General features: G+C 39.2%; 19 protein-coding genes, 1 tRNA gene and 1 pseudogene. 9 read left to right on the forward strand and 12 right to left on the reverse strand.

Annotated features, from left to right (window positions below; all coding sequences use genetic code 11):
- Positions 1-3 precede the first annotated feature (3 nt).
- On the forward strand, positions 4-813 hold the full coding sequence (locus I6F10_RS00460) for a toll/interleukin-1 receptor domain-containing protein (protein WP_002962239.1): 810 nt from the start codon (positions 4-6) through the stop codon (positions 811-813).
- 197 nt (positions 814-1,010) lie between these two features.
- On the opposite strand, the gene I6F10_RS00465 is transcribed toward I6F10_RS00460, so the two are convergent.
- The 3 genes from I6F10_RS00465 to I6F10_RS00475 form a co-directional block, all read right to left on the reverse strand.
- Positions 1,011-2,093: an endonuclease/exonuclease/phosphatase family protein gene (locus I6F10_RS00465; RefSeq protein ID WP_197098163.1), complete on the reverse strand. Its 1,083-nt coding sequence runs from the start codon at positions 2,091-2,093 to the stop codon at positions 1,011-1,013.
- Positions 2,094-2,116: 23 nt separating this feature from the next.
- Positions 2,117-2,479, reverse strand: a complete 363-nt coding sequence (locus I6F10_RS00470; RefSeq protein ID WP_024595125.1) for a hypothetical protein — start codon at positions 2,477-2,479, stop codon at positions 2,117-2,119.
- A gap of 76 nt (positions 2,480-2,555) precedes the next feature.
- On the reverse strand, positions 2,556-2,804 hold the full coding sequence (locus tag I6F10_RS00475; protein WP_024595124.1) for a TIGR03643 family protein: 249 nt from the start codon (positions 2,802-2,804) through the stop codon (positions 2,556-2,558).
- A gap of 123 nt (positions 2,805-2,927) precedes the next feature.
- On the opposite strand from I6F10_RS00475, the gene I6F10_RS00480 reads away from it, so the two are divergent.
- The 3 genes from I6F10_RS00480 to I6F10_RS00490 all read left to right on the forward strand — a co-directional run bounded on the left by I6F10_RS00480 (position 2,928) and on the right by I6F10_RS00490 (position 6,438).
- Positions 2,928-3,617 carry a substrate-binding periplasmic protein gene (locus I6F10_RS00480; RefSeq protein ID WP_024595123.1) on the forward strand — a complete coding sequence of 230 codons (690 nt, stop codon included), beginning with the start codon at positions 2,928-2,930 and terminating at the stop codon, positions 3,615-3,617.
- A gap of 29 nt (positions 3,618-3,646) precedes the next feature.
- Positions 3,647-4,303, forward strand: a complete 657-nt coding sequence (locus I6F10_RS00485; RefSeq protein ID WP_024595122.1) for a YoaK family protein — start codon at positions 3,647-3,649, stop codon at positions 4,301-4,303.
- A 74-nt stretch (positions 4,304-4,377) separates the two neighbouring features.
- A complete protein-coding gene (locus I6F10_RS00490) occupies positions 4,378-6,438 on the forward strand; it encodes a TonB-dependent receptor (protein WP_197098165.1) in 2,061 nt (686 codons plus the stop codon).
- 19 nt (positions 6,439-6,457) lie between these two features.
- On the opposite strand, the gene I6F10_RS00495 is transcribed toward I6F10_RS00490, so the two are convergent.
- Positions 6,458-7,249: an AraC family transcriptional regulator gene (locus I6F10_RS00495; RefSeq protein WP_033038023.1), complete on the reverse strand. Its 792-nt coding sequence runs from the start codon at positions 7,247-7,249 to the stop codon at positions 6,458-6,460.
- Positions 7,250-7,355: 106 nt separating this feature from the next.
- Here I6F10_RS00495 and I6F10_RS00500 point away from each other — a divergent pair, with 106 nt between their 5' ends.
- Positions 7,356-8,552, forward strand: a complete 1,197-nt coding sequence (locus tag I6F10_RS00500; RefSeq protein ID WP_197098167.1) for an MFS transporter — start codon at positions 7,356-7,358, stop codon at positions 8,550-8,552.
- Here I6F10_RS00500 and I6F10_RS00505 read toward each other — a convergent pair.
- The 4 genes from I6F10_RS00505 to I6F10_RS00520 all read right to left on the reverse strand — a co-directional run bounded on the left by I6F10_RS00505 (position 8,541) and on the right by I6F10_RS00520 (position 12,186).
- A complete protein-coding gene (locus I6F10_RS00505; RefSeq protein WP_197098169.1) occupies positions 8,541-8,762 on the reverse strand; it encodes a hypothetical protein in 222 nt (73 codons plus the stop codon). The genes I6F10_RS00500 and I6F10_RS00505 overlap by 12 nt on opposite strands.
- A 93-nt stretch (positions 8,763-8,855) precedes the next feature.
- Positions 8,856-9,269 carry a GFA family protein gene (locus I6F10_RS00510; protein WP_197098170.1) on the reverse strand — a complete coding sequence of 138 codons (414 nt, stop codon included), beginning with the start codon at positions 9,267-9,269 and terminating at the stop codon, positions 8,856-8,858.
- A 233-nt stretch (positions 9,270-9,502) separates the two neighbouring features.
- On the reverse strand, positions 9,503-10,795 hold the full coding sequence (locus I6F10_RS00515) for an amidohydrolase (RefSeq protein WP_002958068.1): 1,293 nt from the start codon (positions 10,793-10,795) through the stop codon (positions 9,503-9,505).
- A gap of 401 nt (positions 10,796-11,196) precedes the next feature.
- Entirely contained in the window at positions 11,197-12,186 is a 990-nt protein-coding gene (locus I6F10_RS00520; RefSeq protein WP_197098172.1) for a fatty acid desaturase, read from the reverse strand.
- A gap of 391 nt (positions 12,187-12,577) precedes the next feature.
- Between I6F10_RS00520 and I6F10_RS00525 the strand changes: the two genes are divergently transcribed.
- Positions 12,578-12,662 (forward strand) — tRNA-Leu (locus tag I6F10_RS00525).
- A 231-nt stretch (positions 12,663-12,893) separates the two neighbouring features.
- Here the strand turns inward: I6F10_RS00525 and I6F10_RS00530 are convergent.
- The 4 genes and pseudogenes from I6F10_RS00530 to I6F10_RS00545 form a co-directional block, all read right to left on the reverse strand.
- Positions 12,894-13,367 carry a VOC family protein gene (locus I6F10_RS00530; RefSeq protein ID WP_024595441.1) on the reverse strand — a complete coding sequence of 158 codons (474 nt, stop codon included), beginning with the start codon at positions 13,365-13,367 and terminating at the stop codon, positions 12,894-12,896.
- Between the two features lie 100 nt (positions 13,368-13,467).
- Positions 13,468-13,938: a GFA family protein gene (locus I6F10_RS00535; protein WP_165743361.1), complete on the reverse strand. Its 471-nt coding sequence runs from the start codon at positions 13,936-13,938 to the stop codon at positions 13,468-13,470.
- A gap of 101 nt (positions 13,939-14,039) precedes the next feature.
- On the reverse strand, positions 14,040-16,112 hold the full coding sequence (locus I6F10_RS00540) for a catalase (protein ID WP_197098174.1): 2,073 nt from the start codon (positions 16,110-16,112) through the stop codon (positions 14,040-14,042).
- A gap of 242 nt (positions 16,113-16,354) precedes the next feature.
- Positions 16,355-17,187: pseudogene (locus I6F10_RS00545) on the reverse strand (mechanosensitive ion channel family protein).
- 289 nt (positions 17,188-17,476) lie between these two features.
- Here I6F10_RS00545 and gss point away from each other — a divergent pair.
- From gss to dps, 3 genes are all read left to right on the forward strand, one after another.
- Positions 17,477-19,345, forward strand: a complete 1,869-nt coding sequence (gene gss / locus I6F10_RS00550; RefSeq protein ID WP_197098176.1) for a bifunctional glutathionylspermidine amidase/synthase — start codon at positions 17,477-17,479, stop codon at positions 19,343-19,345.
- A 135-nt stretch (positions 19,346-19,480) separates the two neighbouring features.
- A complete protein-coding gene (locus tag I6F10_RS00555; protein ID WP_024605487.1) occupies positions 19,481-19,849 on the forward strand; it encodes a DUF2237 family protein in 369 nt (122 codons plus the stop codon).
- A 235-nt stretch (positions 19,850-20,084) separates the two neighbouring features.
- Positions 20,085-20,609: a DNA starvation/stationary phase protection protein Dps gene (gene dps, locus I6F10_RS00560; RefSeq protein WP_024595435.1), complete on the forward strand. Its 525-nt coding sequence runs from the start codon at positions 20,085-20,087 to the stop codon at positions 20,607-20,609.
- Positions 20,610-21,203 lie beyond the last annotated feature (594 nt).

A 21,203-nucleotide genomic window follows, 5' to 3' on the forward strand; every position in this document is an offset into this window, starting at 1 on the left:
AATTTGAAACATCCCAAATATAAAGGTGTTAACTTTCTAGATGCAGAAATACGAAAACTTGAACAAAATGTAATTACTAGAGAGATAGAGTTCGAGTGGGCAGTAAAAAAATTAAAAAATGCAGATCCTTATGACGATATACATAAATTAAGGAAGGCCTTAAAAAGTAAAGAAAAGTCTGTTATTAAAGCTAGACGACAAGTTAAGTCAAAAATAGCTCAAAAAACCAGAAAGTTAGCTGAGCGAAATAAAGAAAAATTTGGTGGTAAAGTTCAAAAAAGAAAGAATATTGCACTTAATCAATCATTAAATGAAGAATTAAAAATTCAGGGAAACATATTGTCTCAATTAAAAAATATGCCGATCAGTTTTGCTAAGGATTTAACTAAGCAAGATGGTAAAGCAAGCGACTTATTTATTTCACACGCCTCTGAAGATAAAGCTGATTTTGTGAAATCATTAGCAGATGAGCTCATAAAACAGGGAGTTTCAGTTTGGTATGATGAATACGCACTAAGAATTGGTGATAGTTTAAGGAAGTCCATTGATAAAGGCCTTTCTCAATCTAGGTTTGGTTTAATTATTTTATCTAAAAGTTTTTTCGAAAAAAACTGGACACAATATGAACTAAATGGATTAGTCGCAAAAGAGATGGAGGGTGAAAAAGTCATTCTTCCTATTTGGCATAATATTAGTAAAGATGAGATTATGAAGTTGAGTCCTACGCTTGTGGATAAGTTTGCTCTTAATTCAGCAACTAATACGGTATATGAAATTGCAGAAAAAGTTGCAGATGCCGTAAACAACGCGTGAAAGCTAATTAATTAGAAAATCCCTAAGAGAGAATAAGAGCAAATTTTGGCTCATGAATCTCATTATCGAACGTCTGCAACTGGCACTTTCTAGCCACTCGACAACATAAACGTGGTAGTCGTGTTGTTGCTAGCCAATTCATTATTTTTGTCGGATGGCGTGGCTTCGCCACTTATCCGACCTACACTGCCTAATAGCTATAACTTTTCCTCAAACCTCGGCACTTTTCGCTTGTCTGCCTTATTCATAGCAAGCTCTTGGATTTCTTCTTGCTTAAGTTCATCGGATTTATCTTCTAGTGATTGCTGATTAGCGTTTTCGTATGAAAGCTCAGTGAGTAGCGCAAAGTGATCAGAGCCATACTTAGCTAAGCGCTTAATACGCTTTACTTTAAAGCCTTCGCTGTGAAATAAGTGATCGAGCGGCCAACGCATAAAAAAGTAACTTGCATGAAAGGTGTTATAAAAACCACGGCCTTTTCGAGGGTCTAAAAAGCCACTTATTTGCATAAACAAACGAGTGCTGCGCGACCATGCTACGTCGTTTAAATCTCCGGCAACTATAGTAGGCCGTGTAGGGTTTTTAAGTGCTTTAGCCACCATTATTAGCTCAGAGTCGCGAGGACGTGATGAATCTTCCTCTGTCGGGCTTGGTGGTGCGGGGTGAATAAAGTGACCTTGCATTTGCAGGCCTTCATCATTTTCAAACAGAATATGAATTGAAGGTATATCTTCTTCTATTAGCTCACATATTTGTGCATCGAGTATTTTAAACTTGCTGTATAAGTGCATGCCATAACGATTGTCTTTAGGGCATTCTATGTAATACGGGTAATTTTTTTTAATGACTGATAATTTATTTTCCCACCAGCTATCGCTTTCAAGCGTAATGAGCAGGTCGGGTTGGTGCTCATCTACAAGGCTAATTAGCTGCTCACTTTTATGGTTCGACATAAGTACATTTGCCGACATAATTCGTACGCTGTGGTCTATATGCTTTGGTGCGCTTTGCACTTCTTTTTTAGCAAGCCACGTATACGGGTAAATCCATTTACCTTGTAAAATCATTATAAATAATGAGGTTAAGGCTATAAATACATAACCTATTGCGCTACTTTGCCATAATAAAAACAACGATGTAACGGCTACAAAACTGGCAATATAAAATACCTGTAAGCGCACAAAGTCGCAGCTACGTACTAAGTAATGCTGGCTGTACGACATAGGCAACAAGGTAACCAGTAAAAAAAAGCCAATAATTATAGCCAGCGCAATAAGCATTTTAATATCCTTATAAAGTTAGTTTAGCGACTTAAAATTGAAAGTATTTCTCGGGTGTCGTGCACCATGTGAATAACTGTACGGTCTATTTCAATACTCACTGTACCATTATCTCTAGAGCGTTCAATCACTCTACCTCGTTTATATAAATCACGATCTAAATAGTCGCCTCGGTGGTAGCTTTTACTTAGCCCTGGTGGCGTCCAACCTGCGCGAATTAGCTGCTTAGCCTCTTTTTTAGAAAGGTAGTCATTGTCGTTGTGTTTATGTGAATGATGCTTATTATGGCCGTGTTTATGACCATGCTTATCTTTATGCGGTTTCGCATCTGCGCTTATTGAACATAAAGCCAATGCTATTAGTGCTGTGTATGTTAGTGCTCTCATAAATAATCTCTAGCGTAATTAATAGCTAAAGGTTAACAAACACGGCTGAACATCATATGAAACAGCTTACACTTATTTAACGTTGTTTATATTGTGTTTTACAGTGGCTTCGCATAATAGCGGGATCGCGTAATTTTAAGTGTTTTGTTTTACGACCAGCATGGCGTTTACGCCACACTTTAAAACTGCCTTTTGAAATATGTTCGCGCATAAATACCACCAGCTGCGGGTATTTTAATCCGTATAACTGCTCTATTGCCTCAAAAGGGGTTCTATCTTCCCACGCCATTTCGATAATGCGTGACTGCTGCTCTGCGTTAAACATGGTATATCTCACAAAATTTAACTTATACGCTAGGTAAAAATACTTAGATCAATGCAATTAAGCTCAGTAACTGTATAATTGGCGTTCAATTTATGTATTTTAAAAGATATCGAATTTTTATTTATGCGCGCAATATTTCTGTTTTTAGCTTTAACTTTACCTTCATTATTACTTGCAGCGCCAAGTAAAGCCCTGCGCTGCGTAACAACTCACTACCCGCCTTTTACTATATTTGATGAGAAAAGCGAAACGTTCACAGGTTTAGATATTGAATACTTAACCTTTATTGAGCGTAATTTAAATCTTAAAATTGACGTAATTCATCTGCCATGGGCGCGCGTTAAAAAAGAAATGGCGCTGGGCTACTACGACTGCTATTTCTCTTTGGCCAATACAAAAGAGCGAGCAGAGTATTTAGATTTTACAAGCGTGCCCTTGCATACTACTAAGTATGGTTTATTTGCTTTAAACAAAGATAAATTGCTCACTGACGATTTATCAAATACCCCAATAGCAATGCTGCGCGGCGTTCCTGTGCCTGAGGTTATTGCTAAAAAGTATAACCTTGATGAGAATAATCTGCTTCGTTCACTTTCAACTAAAGACACTTTTGAGCTGCTAGAAAAAAATCGCGTTGAATACGCAATAACTAACTATCAAGCGGGTTTGTGGTACTCAAAGGAATATAAAAACGTATCCGCTAGGCAGCTCAATGAGTTTACGTTTCCTACTTACATTGCTTTTAAGCGTGGCGTAATAGATACAAAATTAGTTGATGAGCAAATAAAGCGTTTTAAAGCACAAACTCAATAATTAACACTGTACACGTTAAGAGATAACCAATGTTTACAAAACTACCAAAGTGGGTTGAATATGGCGCGTTTACGCTCGCATTTATAGCGGGCATAGTAAACGCTGTAGGCTTATTAGGATTTGAGCACCAGGCTATTTCGCATGTATCTGGCTCTGTTACTTTACTTGGTATTAAAGCAATAACTAATCCTAGTACTGCCTTATTGTTACTTTCAATAATTGTTAGCTTTATGTTGGGTTCGGCACTGTCGGGCTTTTTGCTCTCTGGTGGCTCATTAAAACTTGGTCGTCATTACGACACTTTGCTTTTTATTGAAGGATTGCTGCTACTTGCGAGTGCTTATTTACTCAAAAACACATTCGTTTACGGCATTGTATTAACGTCTGCTGCGTGTGGGTTACAAAATGCGCTAGCAACTAATTACAGTGGTGCTGTTATACGTACGACACATTTAACCGGTATTTTTACTGACCTTGGTTTAATGCTAGGTAAAGCGCTTAAAGATGAGCAATTTGATACCCGTAAAGGCGTTATGTTTTTACTCATTATTGCAGGCTTTTTACTAGGCGGTATAACCGGCTACGTTTTATTTAAGCATTACTTAGTGCTAGCTTTAGTGTTTCCTGCTGTGGCTTGTTTTGTTTTATCAATTACGTATCGGGTTTATAGGTTACGTACGCTTTAACGCAACAAGTTTAAATGCATATTAAAACCGCATATTATAGAGGCAATGCAATATAGATTACTTTCAAGGAATGTATGAAACCTTATTTTTTGCCGCTGATATTACCCTTTAGCCACACCGCGTTTGCCGATAATCAAAACAACGATGTAATAGAAACCATAACAACTACGGCATCACGTATTGAAGCGCTATCTACCCCACTCCCTTTATCAATAAGTACACTCAGCGAAGCGCAGCTAAATAGCATAGCGCCTACCCATATTGAAGAAGCCCTGCAACGTGTAGCAGGAGCTAATATTCAACGCGGAAATGGCCAAGAGTATTTACCCGCACTTCGCTCCCCCGTACTTTCGGGCGCTGGCGCTTGTGGTGGCATATTGACTTTGGAGGATGGCATATCACTGAGAGCCGCTGGGTTTTGTAACATAAACGAGCTATTTGAGGCGCACAGCGAAATGGCGCAGCGCATTGAAGTGCTAAAAGGCCCTGGCTCTGCACTTTATGGCTCAAACGCCGTGCATGGTGTTATTAATGTAATAACGCCCGACACCACACAAGGCGGTGGCTTAGTTGGTTTAGATTATGGCTCGTACGGTTATACTCGCTACAAATTACGCGCAGGGCAAGATTACGGCAACAGCGGTATAGGCATTAACGCAAGTGTTACCGACGATAGCGGTTACCGCGACGACGAAAGCGTAGAGCAACAAAAAGTAAATATTCGCCATCGCTATTCAAATAATAATTTATTACTTACCTCTGGGCTTACTTACACAAATCTTGATCAGCAAACTGCGGGATTTATTACGGGCTTTGAAAGCTATAAAAACGAAGACCTAGCGCAAAAAAACTTTGACCCTGACGCATTTAGAAAAGCACGCGCATTTAGAGCATGGAGCAATGCAACATGGCAATTAAATAACGATGATGTGCTCTCTACTACGTTATATTTTCGCGACCAAAGCATGGACTTTTTTAAGCACTTTTTACCCGGCACACCGCTTGAAACAAACAGTCAAACTGGTTTTGGCATACAATCGCTTTATCAACATAATTTACAAAGCAATGTAAAAGTAAACCTCGGGCTTGATGGCGAATACACGCAAGCCGACTTTACTCAAAGTCAAAATGAGCCCACTCAAGGTTCTGCATTTTTAGTTGCTACAGTACCCCAAGGTAAGCATTACGATTACGATGTAAACGCCACGCTTTATGCCCCTTTTGCATCGCTTGATTGGCAATTAAATAAATGGTTACTTACCGCAGGTGTGCGCTACGAGCATATGCAGTACGACTACACCAATAATATGCTAGCAGGTAGAACAAAAGACGATGGCACAGAATGCGGCTTTGGTGGCTGCCGATACAGCCGCCCAGCGAGTGCTAAAAATAGTTTTAGTAATCTATCGCCAAAGCTTGGGGTTAGTTATCAGTACAATACAAATAACACGCTTTATGCGAACTTTTCTCGTGGTTACAGAGCGCCACAAGCGGCTGAGCTATACCAATTACAACGCGAGCAAACCACTGCAATTTTAAGCGCCGAAATAGCTAATAACGCAGAGCTGGGTATTAAAGGGATTTACGAAAAACTACGTTATGGTGTGTCACTTTACGCTATGAGTAAACACAATACGATTTACCGCGATAGTGACTTTTTTACGGTAAATAATGGCAGCTCTCGCCATCGTGGTATTGAGCTTGAGCTTGACTACCAGCTCACTAAGTCGCTTGCACTTAACTTTGCAGGCACACACGCAAAGCATACTTATACTAACAACCAAATACTTAACGGTTTAAATATAAACGGCAACGACATAGATACCGCGCCGCGTAATATTGCTAATCTCGATTTAACATGGCAGGCATTAAACAACGCGCAATTTGCTTTGCAGTGGCACCGCGTTGGTAACTACTACACCGACCCAGAAAACTTAAATAAATACCAAGGGCATGATGTTTTAAGCCTACGCGCACAGTGGCAAGTTACTAGTAATCTTGAGCTACTTGCTCGTATTATTAACTTAACTGATGAGGTTTATGCGGAGCGCGCCGATTACACCAGTTTCACCGGCGACAGATACTTCCCGGGTAGACCTCGTAACGCGATGCTTTCGGCAACTTATACGTGGTAATGCTTATTTAAGGGCTAAGCTAATTTAGCTGATTTAAGTCGCTCATGTATTTCATGGGCGACTTTTTCATCACTTTTTTAAACATAGTAATAAATGCACTCACCGACTCATACCCTAATAACTCCGACACCTGCTGCACACTTTGCTTATCAGAAAGCGCTTTTAAGGCTGTAATTATATGCAATTGCGTACGCCATTTTCCAAATGTCATGCCTGTTTCTTTTTTAATTAACCGCGCTAATGTACGCTCAGTTAATGCAAACTGCTTAGCCCATTGTGGTAGTGTTTTTCGATTGTTTGGCTTGTTTATAAGCTGATCGCTCATAGTTTGAATTACCTCATTTTTAGATAATACAAAATCCAGTGGTTGTACGGGCATTTCAATAAGTTGATCAAATAACACCTGCGCTAAACGCGCTGTTTTACTATTTAAAGTATAGTGCTGATTATGCCCAGCCAACTCACACATTAGCTCTTTAACCAACGGCGTAATAGCTAACGTACAGGTATTTAGCGGCATACCGTTTTTACTACTATCAATAAATAAATGACAAAGCTGCGCGTTATCAGACGCCCTATTGCTATGCACCTTTTGTGCTGGGATCCAAATTGCACTGTGCGTAGGCACCATCCACATTTTTGCCGACACTTCACACGTTACATAACCATGTAGCGCTAAAATTAATTGCCCTTTTGGATGGGTATGCAGTGGTATTTCGTGACTTGCATGGGCATGCTCTATTTTGGCTATTATGGGCTGCGCCATAGTTTCAAAATTTTTAATGTCGTCCCAGCCAATTGCATCAAACATAGTTTTGTCTGTTTTTAGTTATTTAATGTCATTATCTCTAAATTATAGTTTTTGCTAAGCCTTTATACTAGCGCCCATTAACTATTAGCTTTAATGGTCTTCCCTTTTGTTAAATAACACACCTAAATCACGCTTTGCTGGCATATTACTTGTGCTTGGCATATTACTTATTGCCGCGAATTTACGCGCCACATTTACAGGTATTGCTCCTGTGCTTGAACAAATTATTAATCACTTTGGGCTTAGCGCATCGCAAGCTGGTTTTTTAACAACATTGCCACTCATTGCCTTTGCGGTTGTATCGCCAATGGCCGCAACTCTTGCTAAAAAGCAAGGGTTAGAGCGCACCTTGTTTTTGGCTTTGTTATTTATACTTGCAGGGGTTGCAGCGCGGGTAATAAATACCTCAGCCATGCTTTTTGTGGGCACCGCTATTATTGGTGTGGGTATTGCCATTGCAAACGTATTATTACCAAGTTTAATTAAGCGTGACTTCCCTGCAAAGGTTGCGTTAATGACCTCAGCCTACGTGCTTACTATGGGCGTGGTATCGGGTGGGTTTTCTACTTTGGTATTTCCGCTGAGTCAGTTAAACGGATTAGGCTGGCAACTTGCGCTGGGCTCATCAGCCATTATTACTCTGGCGAGTATTATTGTATGGATGTCGCAATTAAGTAAGCACACAAAACCCGCGAGTATTGCTCAACACGCTAACACGTCAAAAAGTGTTTGGCGTTATTTACTAGCATGGCAAATTACCCTACTGCTGGGCTTAAACTCGTTTTTAAATTATATAATTATTACGTGGTTACCAAGCATATTAACCGAAACCGGTCACTCAGCTACCCAAGCAGGTGCTTATCATGGGGCTTTTCAAATAGCGACTGCATTACCGGGTTTAATATTAATTCCGTTACTTGCCAAATTAAAAGATCAAAGCGCGCTTAGCTTTATTTTAGCCATGTTGAGTGCACTCAGTGCATTGGGGCTGCTTTACATGCCTAGCTTTGCTTTTGTTTGGACCCTAATGCTGGGCTTTTGCTCTGGGGCATGTTTTATATTGGGGCTGTCGTTTATTAGTTTACGAACTGACGATTCGCAACAAGCAGCGTCGCTTTCAGGTATGTCGCAAAGCGTAGGTTATTTGCTCGCGGCTATTGGTCCTATGCTAGCTGGTGTATTACACACGACTACGGGAAGTTGGAGTGCGCCATTGTGGTTGTGCGCTATTGCCGGAGTACTGTGTGCATTATGTGGTTTAGGCAGTGGTAAAAACACCACTTTAGCTAAATCAGCTAACTAGCTGCTGTAACCACGAAAATAAACCAGACGAAGGTTTGTTGCTCGTATGTTTTTGCTCATAGCGTTTATTCGTTACTTCGCGCTGTTCACGGCGCTCTTGTGCTAAATTAGCTTTTGCAGCAAAACGCAAGCGCTGCTCTTGAGTAAGCTCATCATTAAAACTAATGGCTGTTTTTTTCACTGCTCGGCTGCTTTTAGGTGAACTACACATATTATTCTCCAAATGACTGACTTATAAGTAGACAGTCATTTGGTTTAATAAATTTCAAACCGCTTACTAAAAAGTGATTTTTTATCAGTATTACTAATTTTGTGGGGTTGTATCAAACGCAGGTACTTCGTGTAAGTCGCTCAACCAGCTCAATGTTGATTTAGCCCAAATTTGTGCTGTTGGCGTAAACTGATCACGCTGATCAACCGCACCAATACGCAAGCCATATACACGGTCAGCTTTAGCTTCGTTAGTTGCATAAAGTGTTGTACCACATGTGCCACAAAAACCTTGCGCACGCTTGTTACCACTTTGCGCTGTTTTAACAAACTCTTTTGGCTCACTTTGGGTAAACACGACCGAATTTGGCTCTGCAATTATGACTGCTCTAAATGGGCCGCTCGACATACGTTGGCAATCGCTACAATGGCAAACAAGTGCGTTGTTATTTTGAGACTTTGCTTGGTATTTAATTTCACCACAGTAACAGCTTCCAGTAATTTCCATTATTTAAATCCTTAATGCTTATGAAGATTGAGTCGAGATATAAGACCGGCAATATCGATTCATTATTTTTAAAATATAAAAAAACTGCTCGCCGGTTCATTTGTATGTTCGGTTAGATTTTTAATTTTTGAGAGTGATTTTCAACGTTGAACAAGTGCTAAAAACATGATCCGATGTTTTAAATAAAACAGCAATACCACGTTAAGCTAATAGCGTAACGTGGTGTGTTTAAGCTATCTTTTATGTGCGTTTAAATAATCAACAGCTAACAGGCTAAGCGCCTTAGTGCCTACTTTAAACGATGATTCGTCGGCATAAAAATAAGGTGAGTGATTACTAGCCACTGTATTTAAATCTTGCTCACTTGGTGTGCCGCCTAAAAATACAAATACACTCGGCACTTCTAATGCGTAAAACGAAAAGTCTTCTGCGCCGGTTATTTTTCCCATTTCAACTACGTTTTCATTACCTGCTGCTTTTTTAAGGCTAGGTAACATTTGCGCAGTTAACTTTGGGTTATTAATCGTTACCGGATAACCTTCGTGAATGTGTACCTCTGCAGTAGCACCTGACGATTTAGCAATGTGCGTGGCTGTGGTTTTTATTTTTTCAAATATTTGTGCTCGGTTATCCATATCAAAATTACGAATTGTACCTACCATTTCGACTTCTTCAGGAATAATATTATTACGTACCCCACCCGCTATCTTACCAAACGAGACAATAGCAGGCTCTTTGGTAATGTTGATTTGGCGACTAACAATATGATTTACGCCTGTTACTATTTGCGCAGCTGCGGCAATGGGGTCAACCCCAGTCCACGGTGCAGAGCCGTGTGCCTGCTTGCCATGTACTGTTATTTCAAACCGGTCTGCACTGGCCATTGCAGGGCCACTTCTATAGCCAATTTTACCGCTGTGCAAACTAGATGTTATGTGTAACCCAAAAGCAGCCTCTGGTTTGTATTGTTTAAATATGCCTTCTTTAAGCATTAACTCAGCGCCCCCCTCTTCCCCCTCAGGTGCGCCTTCTTCTGCAGGCTGAAATACAAACATAATATTACCGTGTAGCTCATCTTTCATGTTTGCAAGCACTTGTGCAGCGCCCATTAGCATAGCCACGTGGGTGTCGTGCCCACAAGCATGCATTATGCCTACATCTACACCACGGTAATTGGTGGTTTTAGTTGATTTAAAATCAACATCTGCTTTTTCAGTAACTGGCAGCGCGTCCATATCTGCGCGTAGCATTACTGTCGGGCCAGGCTTTGCGCCTTTTAATAGCCCCACAACACCTGTATAAGCAATCCCTGTTTGTACTTCCATACCCAGCGACTTTAAGTGCTTAGCGACAATACCTGCTGTGCGGGTTTCGCGATTTCCAAGCTCAGGGTTTTGATGAAAATCACGTCGCCAATCAATAACCTGTTGCTCTATCTTTTTAACTTGCTGATCAATGTTTGCATTGGCATTAAACGCACTAAGGGCAGCAAAGCCCAACGCTATTGAAATTAGTGATTTTTTCATCCTGTTTGTCCTTATTATATTTATTGGTTTTATAATATTGATGAGCACGAGCTCTTATGTATTATTGAGAACATAATTAGTTTGCTCTATAACCACTATTACTGAAGGCTCTACAATAATCAATCCCATTTAAGCTAGATGCTCAACTATGAAGGGCCACTTCACTTTTCACTGGTTTTATCTATTTTTAGTTTAAAGGTTTAGCGCTAATTAAGCCTACCACTTTTGCTTTTGTTGATTTAAAAATGCCACTAAATAGTCCACCAACGCACGGACAGTCGGGCTTAATAAACGTTGCGATGGATAGAGTAAATTCACGGGTAATGGGCTTGGCACATAATCGCTATTCAAACTATAAAATAAGAATAGCAATGCAGAACCTCCCCTTATGTTGGGGGTAATTATTTATACGCGTTAGCATTTTTAATGCTGTCAAAATCGTTAAAGCGCACGTTGTGCTGCGCCATTACTTTAAGTATTTTTTTACTTAGCATTTGGCGTAAATAAAACGGCTGATTTGGCACAAAATGATGGATGGTATGCGTTTTACCAAAGTTAAAACAAAATAAGTGAAACGGCATGAATAAACGACTCGTTAGCACATGAGTTTGTTCAAGCATGTTATTAACGCCACCATAGTAATGCATGCTTGAGGTAACAAAATTAAGCGAGCTTGAGCGAATAATATTAGGCACAATGAGCACAACCATTAAAAATTCAAACACATCCATTGTACTTAACAACCAACTAGGTGAATTTAGCGAAAGTGGTATAAATAAATCAACGATATGAAATACAATAACGCTATATAAAACAGCAAAATACGCAGTCGCTATCGGAAATCCCGCATTAAAAACACTCGAAAAACTAAAGCCATTAATTTCTTTTCTAAAACGTTTAGTAGAAATAATTAGCCCTAATAACCCATCTACAATAACTAGCGCACGTAAAAATGGATTTTTAATACCGTTTCCCACCAAGCGTTCTTCTAGGTCTTGTTGTGTGCCTGAGGTTTTGTGATGGTGTAAATGCATTTTACGTCGGTACCATGGGCTAATAGTATTTGGCCGCATTAACCATACTGCTAACATCATAAAGTTATGCATGAAAGGCTGATTGCTAAAGTATTGTTTATGTATAAGGTCGTGCTCTAACTCATGGGAAATAGACGCAGCAATAGCCGCAAGTACTATACATACCCAAGCAGGTATTAGGGCTAAATAATATAAAGCACCAACACCAATTAACGCGCTAAATGATAGCAATAAAATAATTAACCCTAAGGTATTTTGATGTGCAAGTAATGGGTGCTGTTGACGAAGTAATGCTTCTTCTGCCTTAATAGCTTTAACAATCGATTGAATGTTCTGTTTGGCACTTAATTGGGTCATAATTAATGTCTTAAAAACCTTGTTGTACAAATAATACCTGAATCAAGCGCAAAATCGGCATAAATCAGGAATAATTATTGTAATACGGCTAACTATTATCAATAGTTCAATTGCTCATTTATTCAATCGCATAACAATTTAATAGCACTCATAACCCAAAATATTCGCTTTATATATCGGCCCAAAAAGACTTAAAAAATTTACCGGTGGAGTCTCCTTGCTATAAACGATTAATTATCAATCAGTTGTTTATGCAAATAAAAGAAAAGGCTTGCCGCCCCCTCTTTTGTTTGTATAATGCGGATACAGAATAAGAGGTATATAAGTATCCTTTTTATTTTAAGTGGTTTTTCTTTATCTTTTTATGCTTAAAAGATTAAAGAAAAATTATGCCAGCGTGATGAAATTGGTAGACATGGGGGATTCAAAATCCCCTTCCGAAAGGAGTGCCGGTTCGAGTCCGGCCGCTGGTACCACTTTTGAACCTCAGCTAATTATTGGCTGAGGTTTTTTTATGCCTAAAATTTAACTAGTAATCTATACCAATTCGCTTTACTAAGTGAGCTACTTTTAGGTAAGAAAACCGTGTCGATAACAAGGCAAAACCTAGTTAAGCTGAAGCAAAAGCCACAAGCCACAAGCCACAAGCCTTCCATTGAAGTCATCAACGTAATTAGAAAGCTACATAAATCTAATTAGCATGCGGGTTATGCGTCTTGCTCTTGATTTGTTATATTCCCAATTCGATTATTTAACTCTTCGTTACTAACATCTTCTTTATGTGTACCAATGATCCATATATGACCAAATGGGTCTTGTAGCGTGCCGGCCCTATCACCATAAAACTGATCATGTACGGGTCTTATTTCTGTTGCACCAAGCTCAATTGCTTTTTTAAATACGGTATCAACATCTTCAACATAAAGCATAAGGCTTAGCGCTGTACCACCGAGCTCTTTTGGGTTTTTTAAATGCTCTTCAGAACCATTATCTGAAAGCATAATATGCGAATCACCAATTATTATTTCTGCATGTGCTATTCCACCATCAGGTAAAGGCATCTGCATTACGTGTTCAGCACTAAATGCATCACAATAAAAATCTATCGCTTTTTGTGCGTCATTCATAATTAGATAAGGTGTAACTGAATGAAACCCTTTTGGTATTGCTGAGACTGCCATAATATTCTCCTTTACTTACGCGGTGATTTTTAATATTTAATTAACTAAATATGCGTTTAATTACCCCTAAATTTAAGCTTAGCTCATACAAAAAATTGCGTTACTTTTCGAGGTTTAAACGCTTATGCCAAGCAGCAATACTTTCATCAGGGTATTCTTCAAACTGCTTGTCACCTTCATTAATGGGCGCATTTACCCAATTTGCTTTACTACCAAGCATTAAATGAGTGCGCTCTGGCGGTATGGGTAACTCACTATCTATTGCACCTGCAAAGGGGTGAACTTGCTCAGGCCAACGTGCATCGTATAACCACAAGTTAGCACTACAATGCTTACAAAAATGACGCTCTGCAGGGCTGATTTTATCGCCTATTTTTGCATGATAAATAGTTATGTGTTCACGCCCTGTAACCTCAAGCGTGCTGTATTGTGCGTTCAAATTAATAACAAACCCGCCGCCCCCTGCGGTTTTACGACATACAGAGCAATAGCATAAATTATAAGGATAAGGGTGTTTTGAGTTGACCGTAAATACCACTTTGCCACAGTGACAAGCGCCATTAAGCTTCATAATATATCCAATTTTATTGTTGGCTTGAACTAATACCTTAACTAGGTGAGCTAAAAAAACCACAACAATTACATGCTGTGGTTTTTTAATTATTGAGCTTACTAACGTTTCCAATATCTTAAATTACGTAATGTATTTATAAATTTATCGGCAGAGTGTGCCTCTAAATCAATCCAACCATCATCTGCTTTGTCATCGAGCCCTGCGGCTTTAAATAAAAGCTTAGCCTCTTGTGTGTAGCCTATGTATTTCATATGTGCATACGCATCGCTTACAAAGTCTTTAGCTTCTGCAATAGCAGCTAGTTTTTCGGCTCCCTCTTCAGTGGTGAGTACAAGTACCGCATCGTATAAAACCGATGGACCACCATTAATAACCTGATCAGCTTTAAAGTGCTTACCTTTACTGCATTTAGCACCGCCAACTTGTGGGGCAATAATTTCAAAGTTTGCGCCTTCACTTTTAAGTGCATTGGTAACCGATTCAAAGATGTCTGCATTAAAGCCATCACTTACTAAAATACCTAATTTACGGCCTTTGAAGGTGTTGGGCGCATTTTTCAAAATACTTAACGCATCAGATACAGGTAAGTCTTTACGTGTTGGCATAGCCGCTTCAGCTGGGTCTGGCATTTCTTGCAAGCCAAGTCCTTCGGCAACTTTATTTGCGAGGGTTTCGTCAATATTTAACAAGTGCGATACCAAACGCTCTCGTATTGGTAAATGCTCAACTTTAGAAAGCTCAAACACGTACGCAGATTGAATATGCGCCTGCTCTACCTCTGTTTGGCTTAAATAAAACTGACGAGCTTGACTGTAATGATCGCTGAATGTTTCTGAGCGATAACGCAGTTTATCACCGCCGCTTACTTCAGGTTCCTTTGAGCTTTTAAAGCCGTGTACTGGGCATTCGCGTGGGTTGTTTTCGTCGCCGCTCCATGAGTTTGGTTCGTAATTAACACGCCCTTTTGGATTATGCATTGCCATGTGGCCATCTTGCTGAAAATGACGCATTGGGCATTTAGGCGCATTGATCGGGATATGCGTAAAGTTAGGACCACCTAAACGCTTAGTTTGAGTATCTAAGTATGAAAAGTTACGACCTTGCAGTAGCGGGTCGGGTGTAAAATCGAGCCCTGGTACAATGTTTTGAGTACAAAATGCTACTTGCTCTGTTTCTGCAAAAAAGTTGTCTACAACACGGTCAAGCACCATACGGCCAACAATTTGCACTGGTACTTGCTCTTCAGGTATAAGCTTGGTGGCATCGAATACATCAAATTCAAATTCATCAGCAAATTGCTGATCAAACACCTGTACACCTAGCTCCCACTCTGGGAAGTCGCCGTTGCCAATAGATTTCCACATATCTCTGCGATGAAAATCAGGGTCTGCGCCATTTAATTTAAGCGCCTCGTTCCACACAACTGATTGCATGCCGCCTTTTGGTTTCCAGTGAAACTTAACGTATTTTTCATCACCTTTGGCATTAATAAATTTAAAGGTATGAACGCCAAAACCTTCCATAAAGCGTAAAGAGCGCGGAATAGCTCTATCAGACATTGCCCACATAACCATGTGCATTGACTCAGGCGATAAGCTCACAAAATCCCAAAAGTTATCATGTGCTGTTTGCGCTTGCGGAAAACCACGATCTGGCTCGGCTTTAGCTGAATGAACTAAGTCTGGAAACTTCATCGCATCCTGAATAAAGAATACCGGTATATTGTTACCAACTAAATCCCAGTTTCCTTCTTGGGTATAAAATTTTACCGCAAAACCACGTACATCACGTGCTAAATCTGGAGACCCTTTATTACCTGCAACTGTAGAGAAACGAGTAAATACTGGGGTTTTTTCACCTTTTCGCTGAAAAATATCTGCACAGGTTAAATCTTCAAGCGTGTCGTAAGTTTCAAAATATCCGTGTGCACCATAGCCTCTAGCGTGCACTACACGCTCAGGAATGCGCTCGTGATCAAAGTGAAAGATCTTCTCGCGCATTATGTGATCTTCTAATAATCCTGGGCCACGCTTTCCTGCACGTAATGAGTTTTGATCGTCACTTACAGGGCAGCCCTGCGCGGTGGTCATGGTAGGGTGTTCATCCGACGCTTTTTGATGCAATTCACCGCCATGCCCTTTATTACCTGAGTATTTAAATGATTCAGCCATGTTTAGTCCTTCATACAGTTTGATTTAATGGGTCAATAGTTTTTATGAGCTTTAAAGCTAAAAGCGACTATGCAAATGCAAAATAAAGACCAGCCATCTAACCTAGTAAAAAAGGGCTGTACAGATAAAAATGTAGTATTTGAGGTGATTTATAAAAGAAAAGGTTACACAGGTATGTAACTTTTTCACACAAAAAAAGAGCACTTAAAAGTGCTCTTGCGTTTAAACCGTTATAAATTTAGTTAATCTTTGCTTTCGTTAACTAAAATAACTTTACGATGCGGGAAAGGTATTTCGATGTTGTTTTCATCAAGTGCTTTTTTAATTAACTCTGGCACCGTGTAAAGAATATCGAAGTAATGCTCGCCCTTACAAAAAGGTCTTACTAAAAAGTCTACTGAACTGTTGTTAAGTGTTTCTACTTCAACAAAAGGCGCTGGATCCTTTAGTATGTGTGGGTGCGCTGCAAGTACGCATCTATAACTTTACGCACAGCCGCTGTATCTTCACCGTAAGCAACACCAAAATGCATATCCACACCACAAATTGGATGATGTGAATGGTTTATAATTTGCGCGCCCCAAATTTGACTATTTGGAATAATAACCTGTTGGTTATCGAACGTTTGTAAAATAGTAGTAAACATATCTACTTCTGTTACTTTACCAAAACGCCCTGCAGCCTCAATAAAGTCATTCACTTTATAAGGTCTAAATATTAGCAACATAACGCCCGCTGCAAGGTTCGACATTGCACCTTGTTATGCTAAGCCTATAGCAAGTCCCGCAGCACCGAGTAAAGCAATAATAGAGGCTGTTTGCACACCAAAGCGATTTAACACAGCAATAATAACGAACGCTAATATGATGTAGCGAGCCATGCTGCCTAAAAAGCGAAAAAGCGTATCGTCAAGATGAGTGTATTTATGACACAAGCCAATAATTAAATTGCGTACTTTGCCCGCTAACCATAAGCCCGCAAGTAAAATTGCAATTGCTAGTAATATGTTGGTTGCCCACGTAATTGCAGCGGGTAAATATTGATTAATATCAATGTTGTTTATTATGTCTTCCATTGTTTTTCCTGTTTTAAAAACTTTTAGCTAGTTTTGCTATACCAAGCGCAACAGTTTAATAAAAAGTTAACCAAAGTACGGATATAGGTTTAGTTTTATATGTATAAGCACTTTGAAGGATGGATTTCTTAACTACTGCTTTTAAAACTATGGATTGATAAAATATAATTTTAAGCCCTATTTAGCGCCAATTTTTAATTAAAGATTATACTCAGTAATATCTTGCTATAACGCAGTTTGGCTCATATAGTCAGCAAATTATCACACCTTATTTTGAACATCTTTGTTTATGAAATCTTCTGCTCCTGCTAGTGATTTTGGTACTTTATTAGGTTATGCACCTGGTAATGTTGCTGTTTACTCATCTGATTATGATACGGCTGATGAAAGCATTTATCCTAATCGTAGTGCCTATCGTAGTTACCTAGACGGTATTTACATGGGCTATAAATGGCAATGCGTTGAATTTGCCCGGAGATGGATGTACCTCAATCATGGTTATATTTTTGATGATATAGCTATGGCTTACGATATTTTTGAGTTGCGTTCAGTGCGCGATGTAAATAGCCAAAACAGATTGCCACTAAACGCGTTTAAAAATGGTGCTAAACATCACCCTCAAGTAGGTAGTTTACTTATATGGGAAGAAGGCGGCGAGTTTGAAGAAACAGGCCATGTTGCTGTCATTGTTGAAGTGCATGAAAATAAAATACGTCTTGCTGAGCAAAATGTAGGGCATCAAATATGGCCAACAAATCAAAACTGGTGCCGTGAACTAAAAGCAAAAGTAACTAAAGATGGCGACTATTGGATTGAGTGCTCTTACAGCGACGCCACTATTTTAGGTTGGATGACACAAACTGATGAAACAGAATATGCTGAGCCAACGTTTGAGCTAAACACTGACTTATTTACTATAGAAGCCCATAAAGCAGCAGATACAGGCCAAGCAAACAAGTCATGGTTAAATATTGCGAATGACGATGAAGCTGCCTACGTAGAAATGATGCAAGGCCATAAACTTACATCCGTAGATGAAGATCAGCATAATTACTTTGCAATATCTCAAACGGCGCAGCAAAGCATTGAGCATGCAACAAATGAGCTGCATGGTTTATTTATGCATGCAACCGACTATGTACTGCAGCACCCTGAGTTATTAAAAAAGTTTAATTTACCCGATGTTGTACTTAATAAAATTCGCCAATCGTGGGATAACCGCTTAAACCAATTAATTACCAGTCGGTTTGACTTTGCCTTAACAGCAGCAGGTTTAAAAGTTTACGAATACAATTGCGATTCGGCATCGTGTTACATGGAAAGCGGCAAAGTTCAGGGAAAGTGGGCAAAACACTTTAGTGTTAAAACGGGTGTAGATGCAGGCCAAAATTTATTTAAAGATCTCGTAAAAGCATGGCGTAAAAGTGAGGTAAAAGGTCTTGTTCATATTCTGCAAGATGATGAACCAGAAGAACATTACCACGCATTATTTATGAAAGAAGCTATTGAAGCCGCAGGCTTTGAATGTAAGCTAGTAATTGGCTTAAGCACACTTCGCTGGAATGAGTCAGGCAACATAGTAGATACTGATGGCGCACAACTGAGTCACGTATGGAAAACCTGGTCGTGGGAAACCGCACTTGATCAAATTCGTGAAGAATGCGAAGCCGACCAATCATTAGGTGATAACTTTGAACCACAATTCAAAGCTGGTGAAACGCCACGCTTAGTCGATGTATTACTGCGTAAAAATGTCATGGTGTTTGAACCGCTGTGGACATTAATTCCTAGTAACAAGGCTATTTTGCCAATACTGTGGAGCTTATTCCCTAATCATAAATATTTACTTAATACCGCGTTTGAGCTTAACGACGAGTTATTACAAACCGGATATGTAGTTAAACCAATAGTGGGACGCTGTGGCGCTAATATTCAACTTGTTGATGAACAGCAGCAAGTTATAGAAAAGACAATGGGGCACTTTGCCGAGCAAGACCAAATATACCAACAGCTATTTGCATTGCCTAAAGTAGATGATTACTTTGTACAAATATGTAGTTTTACAGCCGCCGGTAAATACTCCGGTGGTGGCGTGCGTGTTGATAAAAGCATGATCATAAACGGCCATAGCGATTGTATGGCGCTGCGTATTAAATAATAAACAATACTAAGCCCGCAATTTGCTGCGGGCTTAAGTTTGTGTAGCCCTTCCCTCTTTTAAGTTTTATAGCTATCTCAAGCGAGTTACTCCTGATAGAGTAAATTTATTAAACACCACTAATTAAGGTATTTCATGGCGAATCAATTTAATGTACTCGGCACACGCTTAAAACTATGTTGCGGTAATGGTGGCTACACACGTGAAGGGTTTTGTTATGTACCAGAATCAGATCTTGGCAATCACAGTGTGTGTGCAATTATGACTGATGAGTTTTTACAATTTTCAAAATCACAAGGTAACGATTTAATAAGCCCGAACCCTCTTTACGATTTTGAAGGTTTAAAAGCCGGTGATAAATGGTGCTTGTGTGCAGTAAGATGGCTTCATGCTATTTCAGCAAACGTTGCGCCACCAGTGGTACTTGAGGCTACAAATAAAAAATCATTAGAAATAGTGCCGCTCGATGTTTTAAAAGCGCACGAATATATAGCCAACGTTTAAATACATCTAAGAGTAACTAAATCGAAGTCTGCATATTTTACAAATATATGCAGGCTTTTCAAAAACCCAATCTCCTCTGCAGCCTTAAAAACCTTAATTTAAAATATAACCACATGTTTTTAAATTACTTTTTAAATAAATCAACTTACGGCATAGCAGTTGCTTTATTAAGTTTAAGTCACGCTCATCACGCAACACATTATATGAGCAACACATTAGTTAAGTAGGAGAAATTATGAGTAACAATAACGAATCAAACAAAACAACTAAATTTACCGCGCCAGGTATGAGTGACGAATCAGCTCAAAAAACAATAGCTACGCTAGATAACCGCATGGTTGCATTGATAGATTTACAGCTTACTTTAAAGCATATTCACTGGAACGTAGTGGGACCTAACTTTATTGGCGTACATGAAATGATAGACCCGCAAGTAGACATTGTACGCGAAATGACAGATACAATTGCAGAGCGAATTGCGACACTCGGTGCAGTACCTGTTGGCACACCAAAATCAATTGTAGATCGCCGTACTTGGGACGAATACTCTGTAGGCAAAGGCCTAGTCACCGAGCATTTGGCTGCGCTTGATAAAGTATATAACGGCGTTAATGCCGATCACCGCAAAGCAATCGAGACTCTTTCTGAGCTAGATCCGGTCTCTGAAGATATGATCACCAGCCAACTAGCCGATTTAGAGCAATTTCAGTGGTTCATACGAGCACATTTAGAATCATCTACAGGCGAATTACAGAGCTAATACATCTAAAGTAAGAAAGCCCAGCATTATTATGCTGGGCTTTTTTTTGCGTAAAAATCTATTTATCGCTACCTAGTGTATCGCCCCCACCCCAGCTAGTACAAAATCAATATAAAAACAATAGAAAATTGGTATTACCAAAATGATTTTTAATTATTTTAACCTCTCCACTATTTCGCAAATTTATAAATCATTTAGAACTTTTAATGGTCGCTCTTCCAAGTCAATATCACTTGAAAAGTAAACTAAACACGTATAAAAGTACGGCATAAAATTTAAAAATAGTACTAACAAATGTATTAAATAGTACAAATAATATATAAAAATGCCTTTGGTAAAGATACTTCAATAAAATTCATTCAAAATACAAAAAATAAAAACACACTATAAGCCTTTAAATTTATTAAATATAAGAAAAATAAAAGAAGCTTTTGTAATACACATTTTGAAATTTTGGTAAACAAAGGTTGTAAATAAAGTTGAATTGGATTAATTTCAACCATACCACCTGTATGACACAATACAGGAAAGAAATAGTTAAATTGGTTAACCAAACCAGGTAGAAACACACACACAATGACGCAAGTCGTACCC

Source organism: Pseudoalteromonas sp. SWYJZ98, from assembly GCF_015864495.1.
GTDB lineage: Bacteria > Pseudomonadota > Gammaproteobacteria > Enterobacterales > Alteromonadaceae > Pseudoalteromonas > Pseudoalteromonas distincta.

Bases quoted from the DNA above. Each gene is read 5' to 3' on its own strand.
- I6F10_RS00465 (WP_197098163.1), bottom strand. From the start codon at position 2,093: ATGCTTATTGCGCTGGCTATAATTATTGGCTTTTTTTTACTGGTTACC.
- I6F10_RS00470 (WP_024595125.1), bottom strand. From the start codon at position 2,479: ATGAGAGCACTAACATACACAGCACTAATAGCATTGGCTTTATGTTCA.
- I6F10_RS00475 (WP_024595124.1), bottom strand. From the start codon at position 2,804: ATGTTTAACGCAGAGCAGCAGTCACGCATTATCGAAATGGCGTGGGAA.
- I6F10_RS00480 (WP_024595123.1), top strand. From the start codon at position 2,928: ATGCGCGCAATATTTCTGTTTTTAGCTTTAACTTTACCTTCATTATTA.
- I6F10_RS00485 (WP_024595122.1), top strand. From the start codon at position 3,647: ATGTTTACAAAACTACCAAAGTGGGTTGAATATGGCGCGTTTACGCTC.
- I6F10_RS00490 (WP_197098165.1), top strand. From the start codon at position 4,378: ATGAAACCTTATTTTTTGCCGCTGATATTACCCTTTAGCCACACCGCG.
- I6F10_RS00495 (WP_033038023.1), bottom strand. From the start codon at position 7,249: ATGTTTGATGCAATTGGCTGGGACGACATTAAAAATTTTGAAACTATG.
- I6F10_RS00505 (WP_197098169.1), bottom strand. From the start codon at position 8,762: ATGTGTAGTTCACCTAAAAGCAGCCGAGCAGTGAAAAAAACAGCCATT.
- I6F10_RS00510 (WP_197098170.1), bottom strand. From the start codon at position 9,269: ATGGAAATTACTGGAAGCTGTTACTGTGGTGAAATTAAATACCAAGCA.
- I6F10_RS00515 (WP_002958068.1), bottom strand. From the start codon at position 10,795: ATGAAAAAATCACTAATTTCAATAGCGTTGGGCTTTGCTGCCCTTAGT.
- I6F10_RS00520 (WP_197098172.1), bottom strand. From the start codon at position 12,186: ATGACCCAATTAAGTGCCAAACAGAACATTCAATCGATTGTTAAAGCT.
- I6F10_RS00530 (WP_024595441.1), bottom strand. From the start codon at position 13,367: ATGGCAGTCTCAGCAATACCAAAAGGGTTTCATTCAGTTACACCTTAT.
- I6F10_RS00535 (WP_165743361.1), bottom strand. From the start codon at position 13,938: ATGAAGCTTAATGGCGCTTGTCACTGTGGCAAAGTGGTATTTACGGTC.
- I6F10_RS00540 (WP_197098174.1), bottom strand. From the start codon at position 16,112: ATGGCTGAATCATTTAAATACTCAGGTAATAAAGGGCATGGCGGTGAA.
- gss (WP_197098176.1), top strand. From the start codon at position 17,477: ATGAAATCTTCTGCTCCTGCTAGTGATTTTGGTACTTTATTAGGTTAT.
- I6F10_RS00555 (WP_024605487.1), top strand. From the start codon at position 19,481: ATGGCGAATCAATTTAATGTACTCGGCACACGCTTAAAACTATGTTGC.
- dps (WP_024595435.1), top strand. From the start codon at position 20,085: ATGAGTAACAATAACGAATCAAACAAAACAACTAAATTTACCGCGCCA.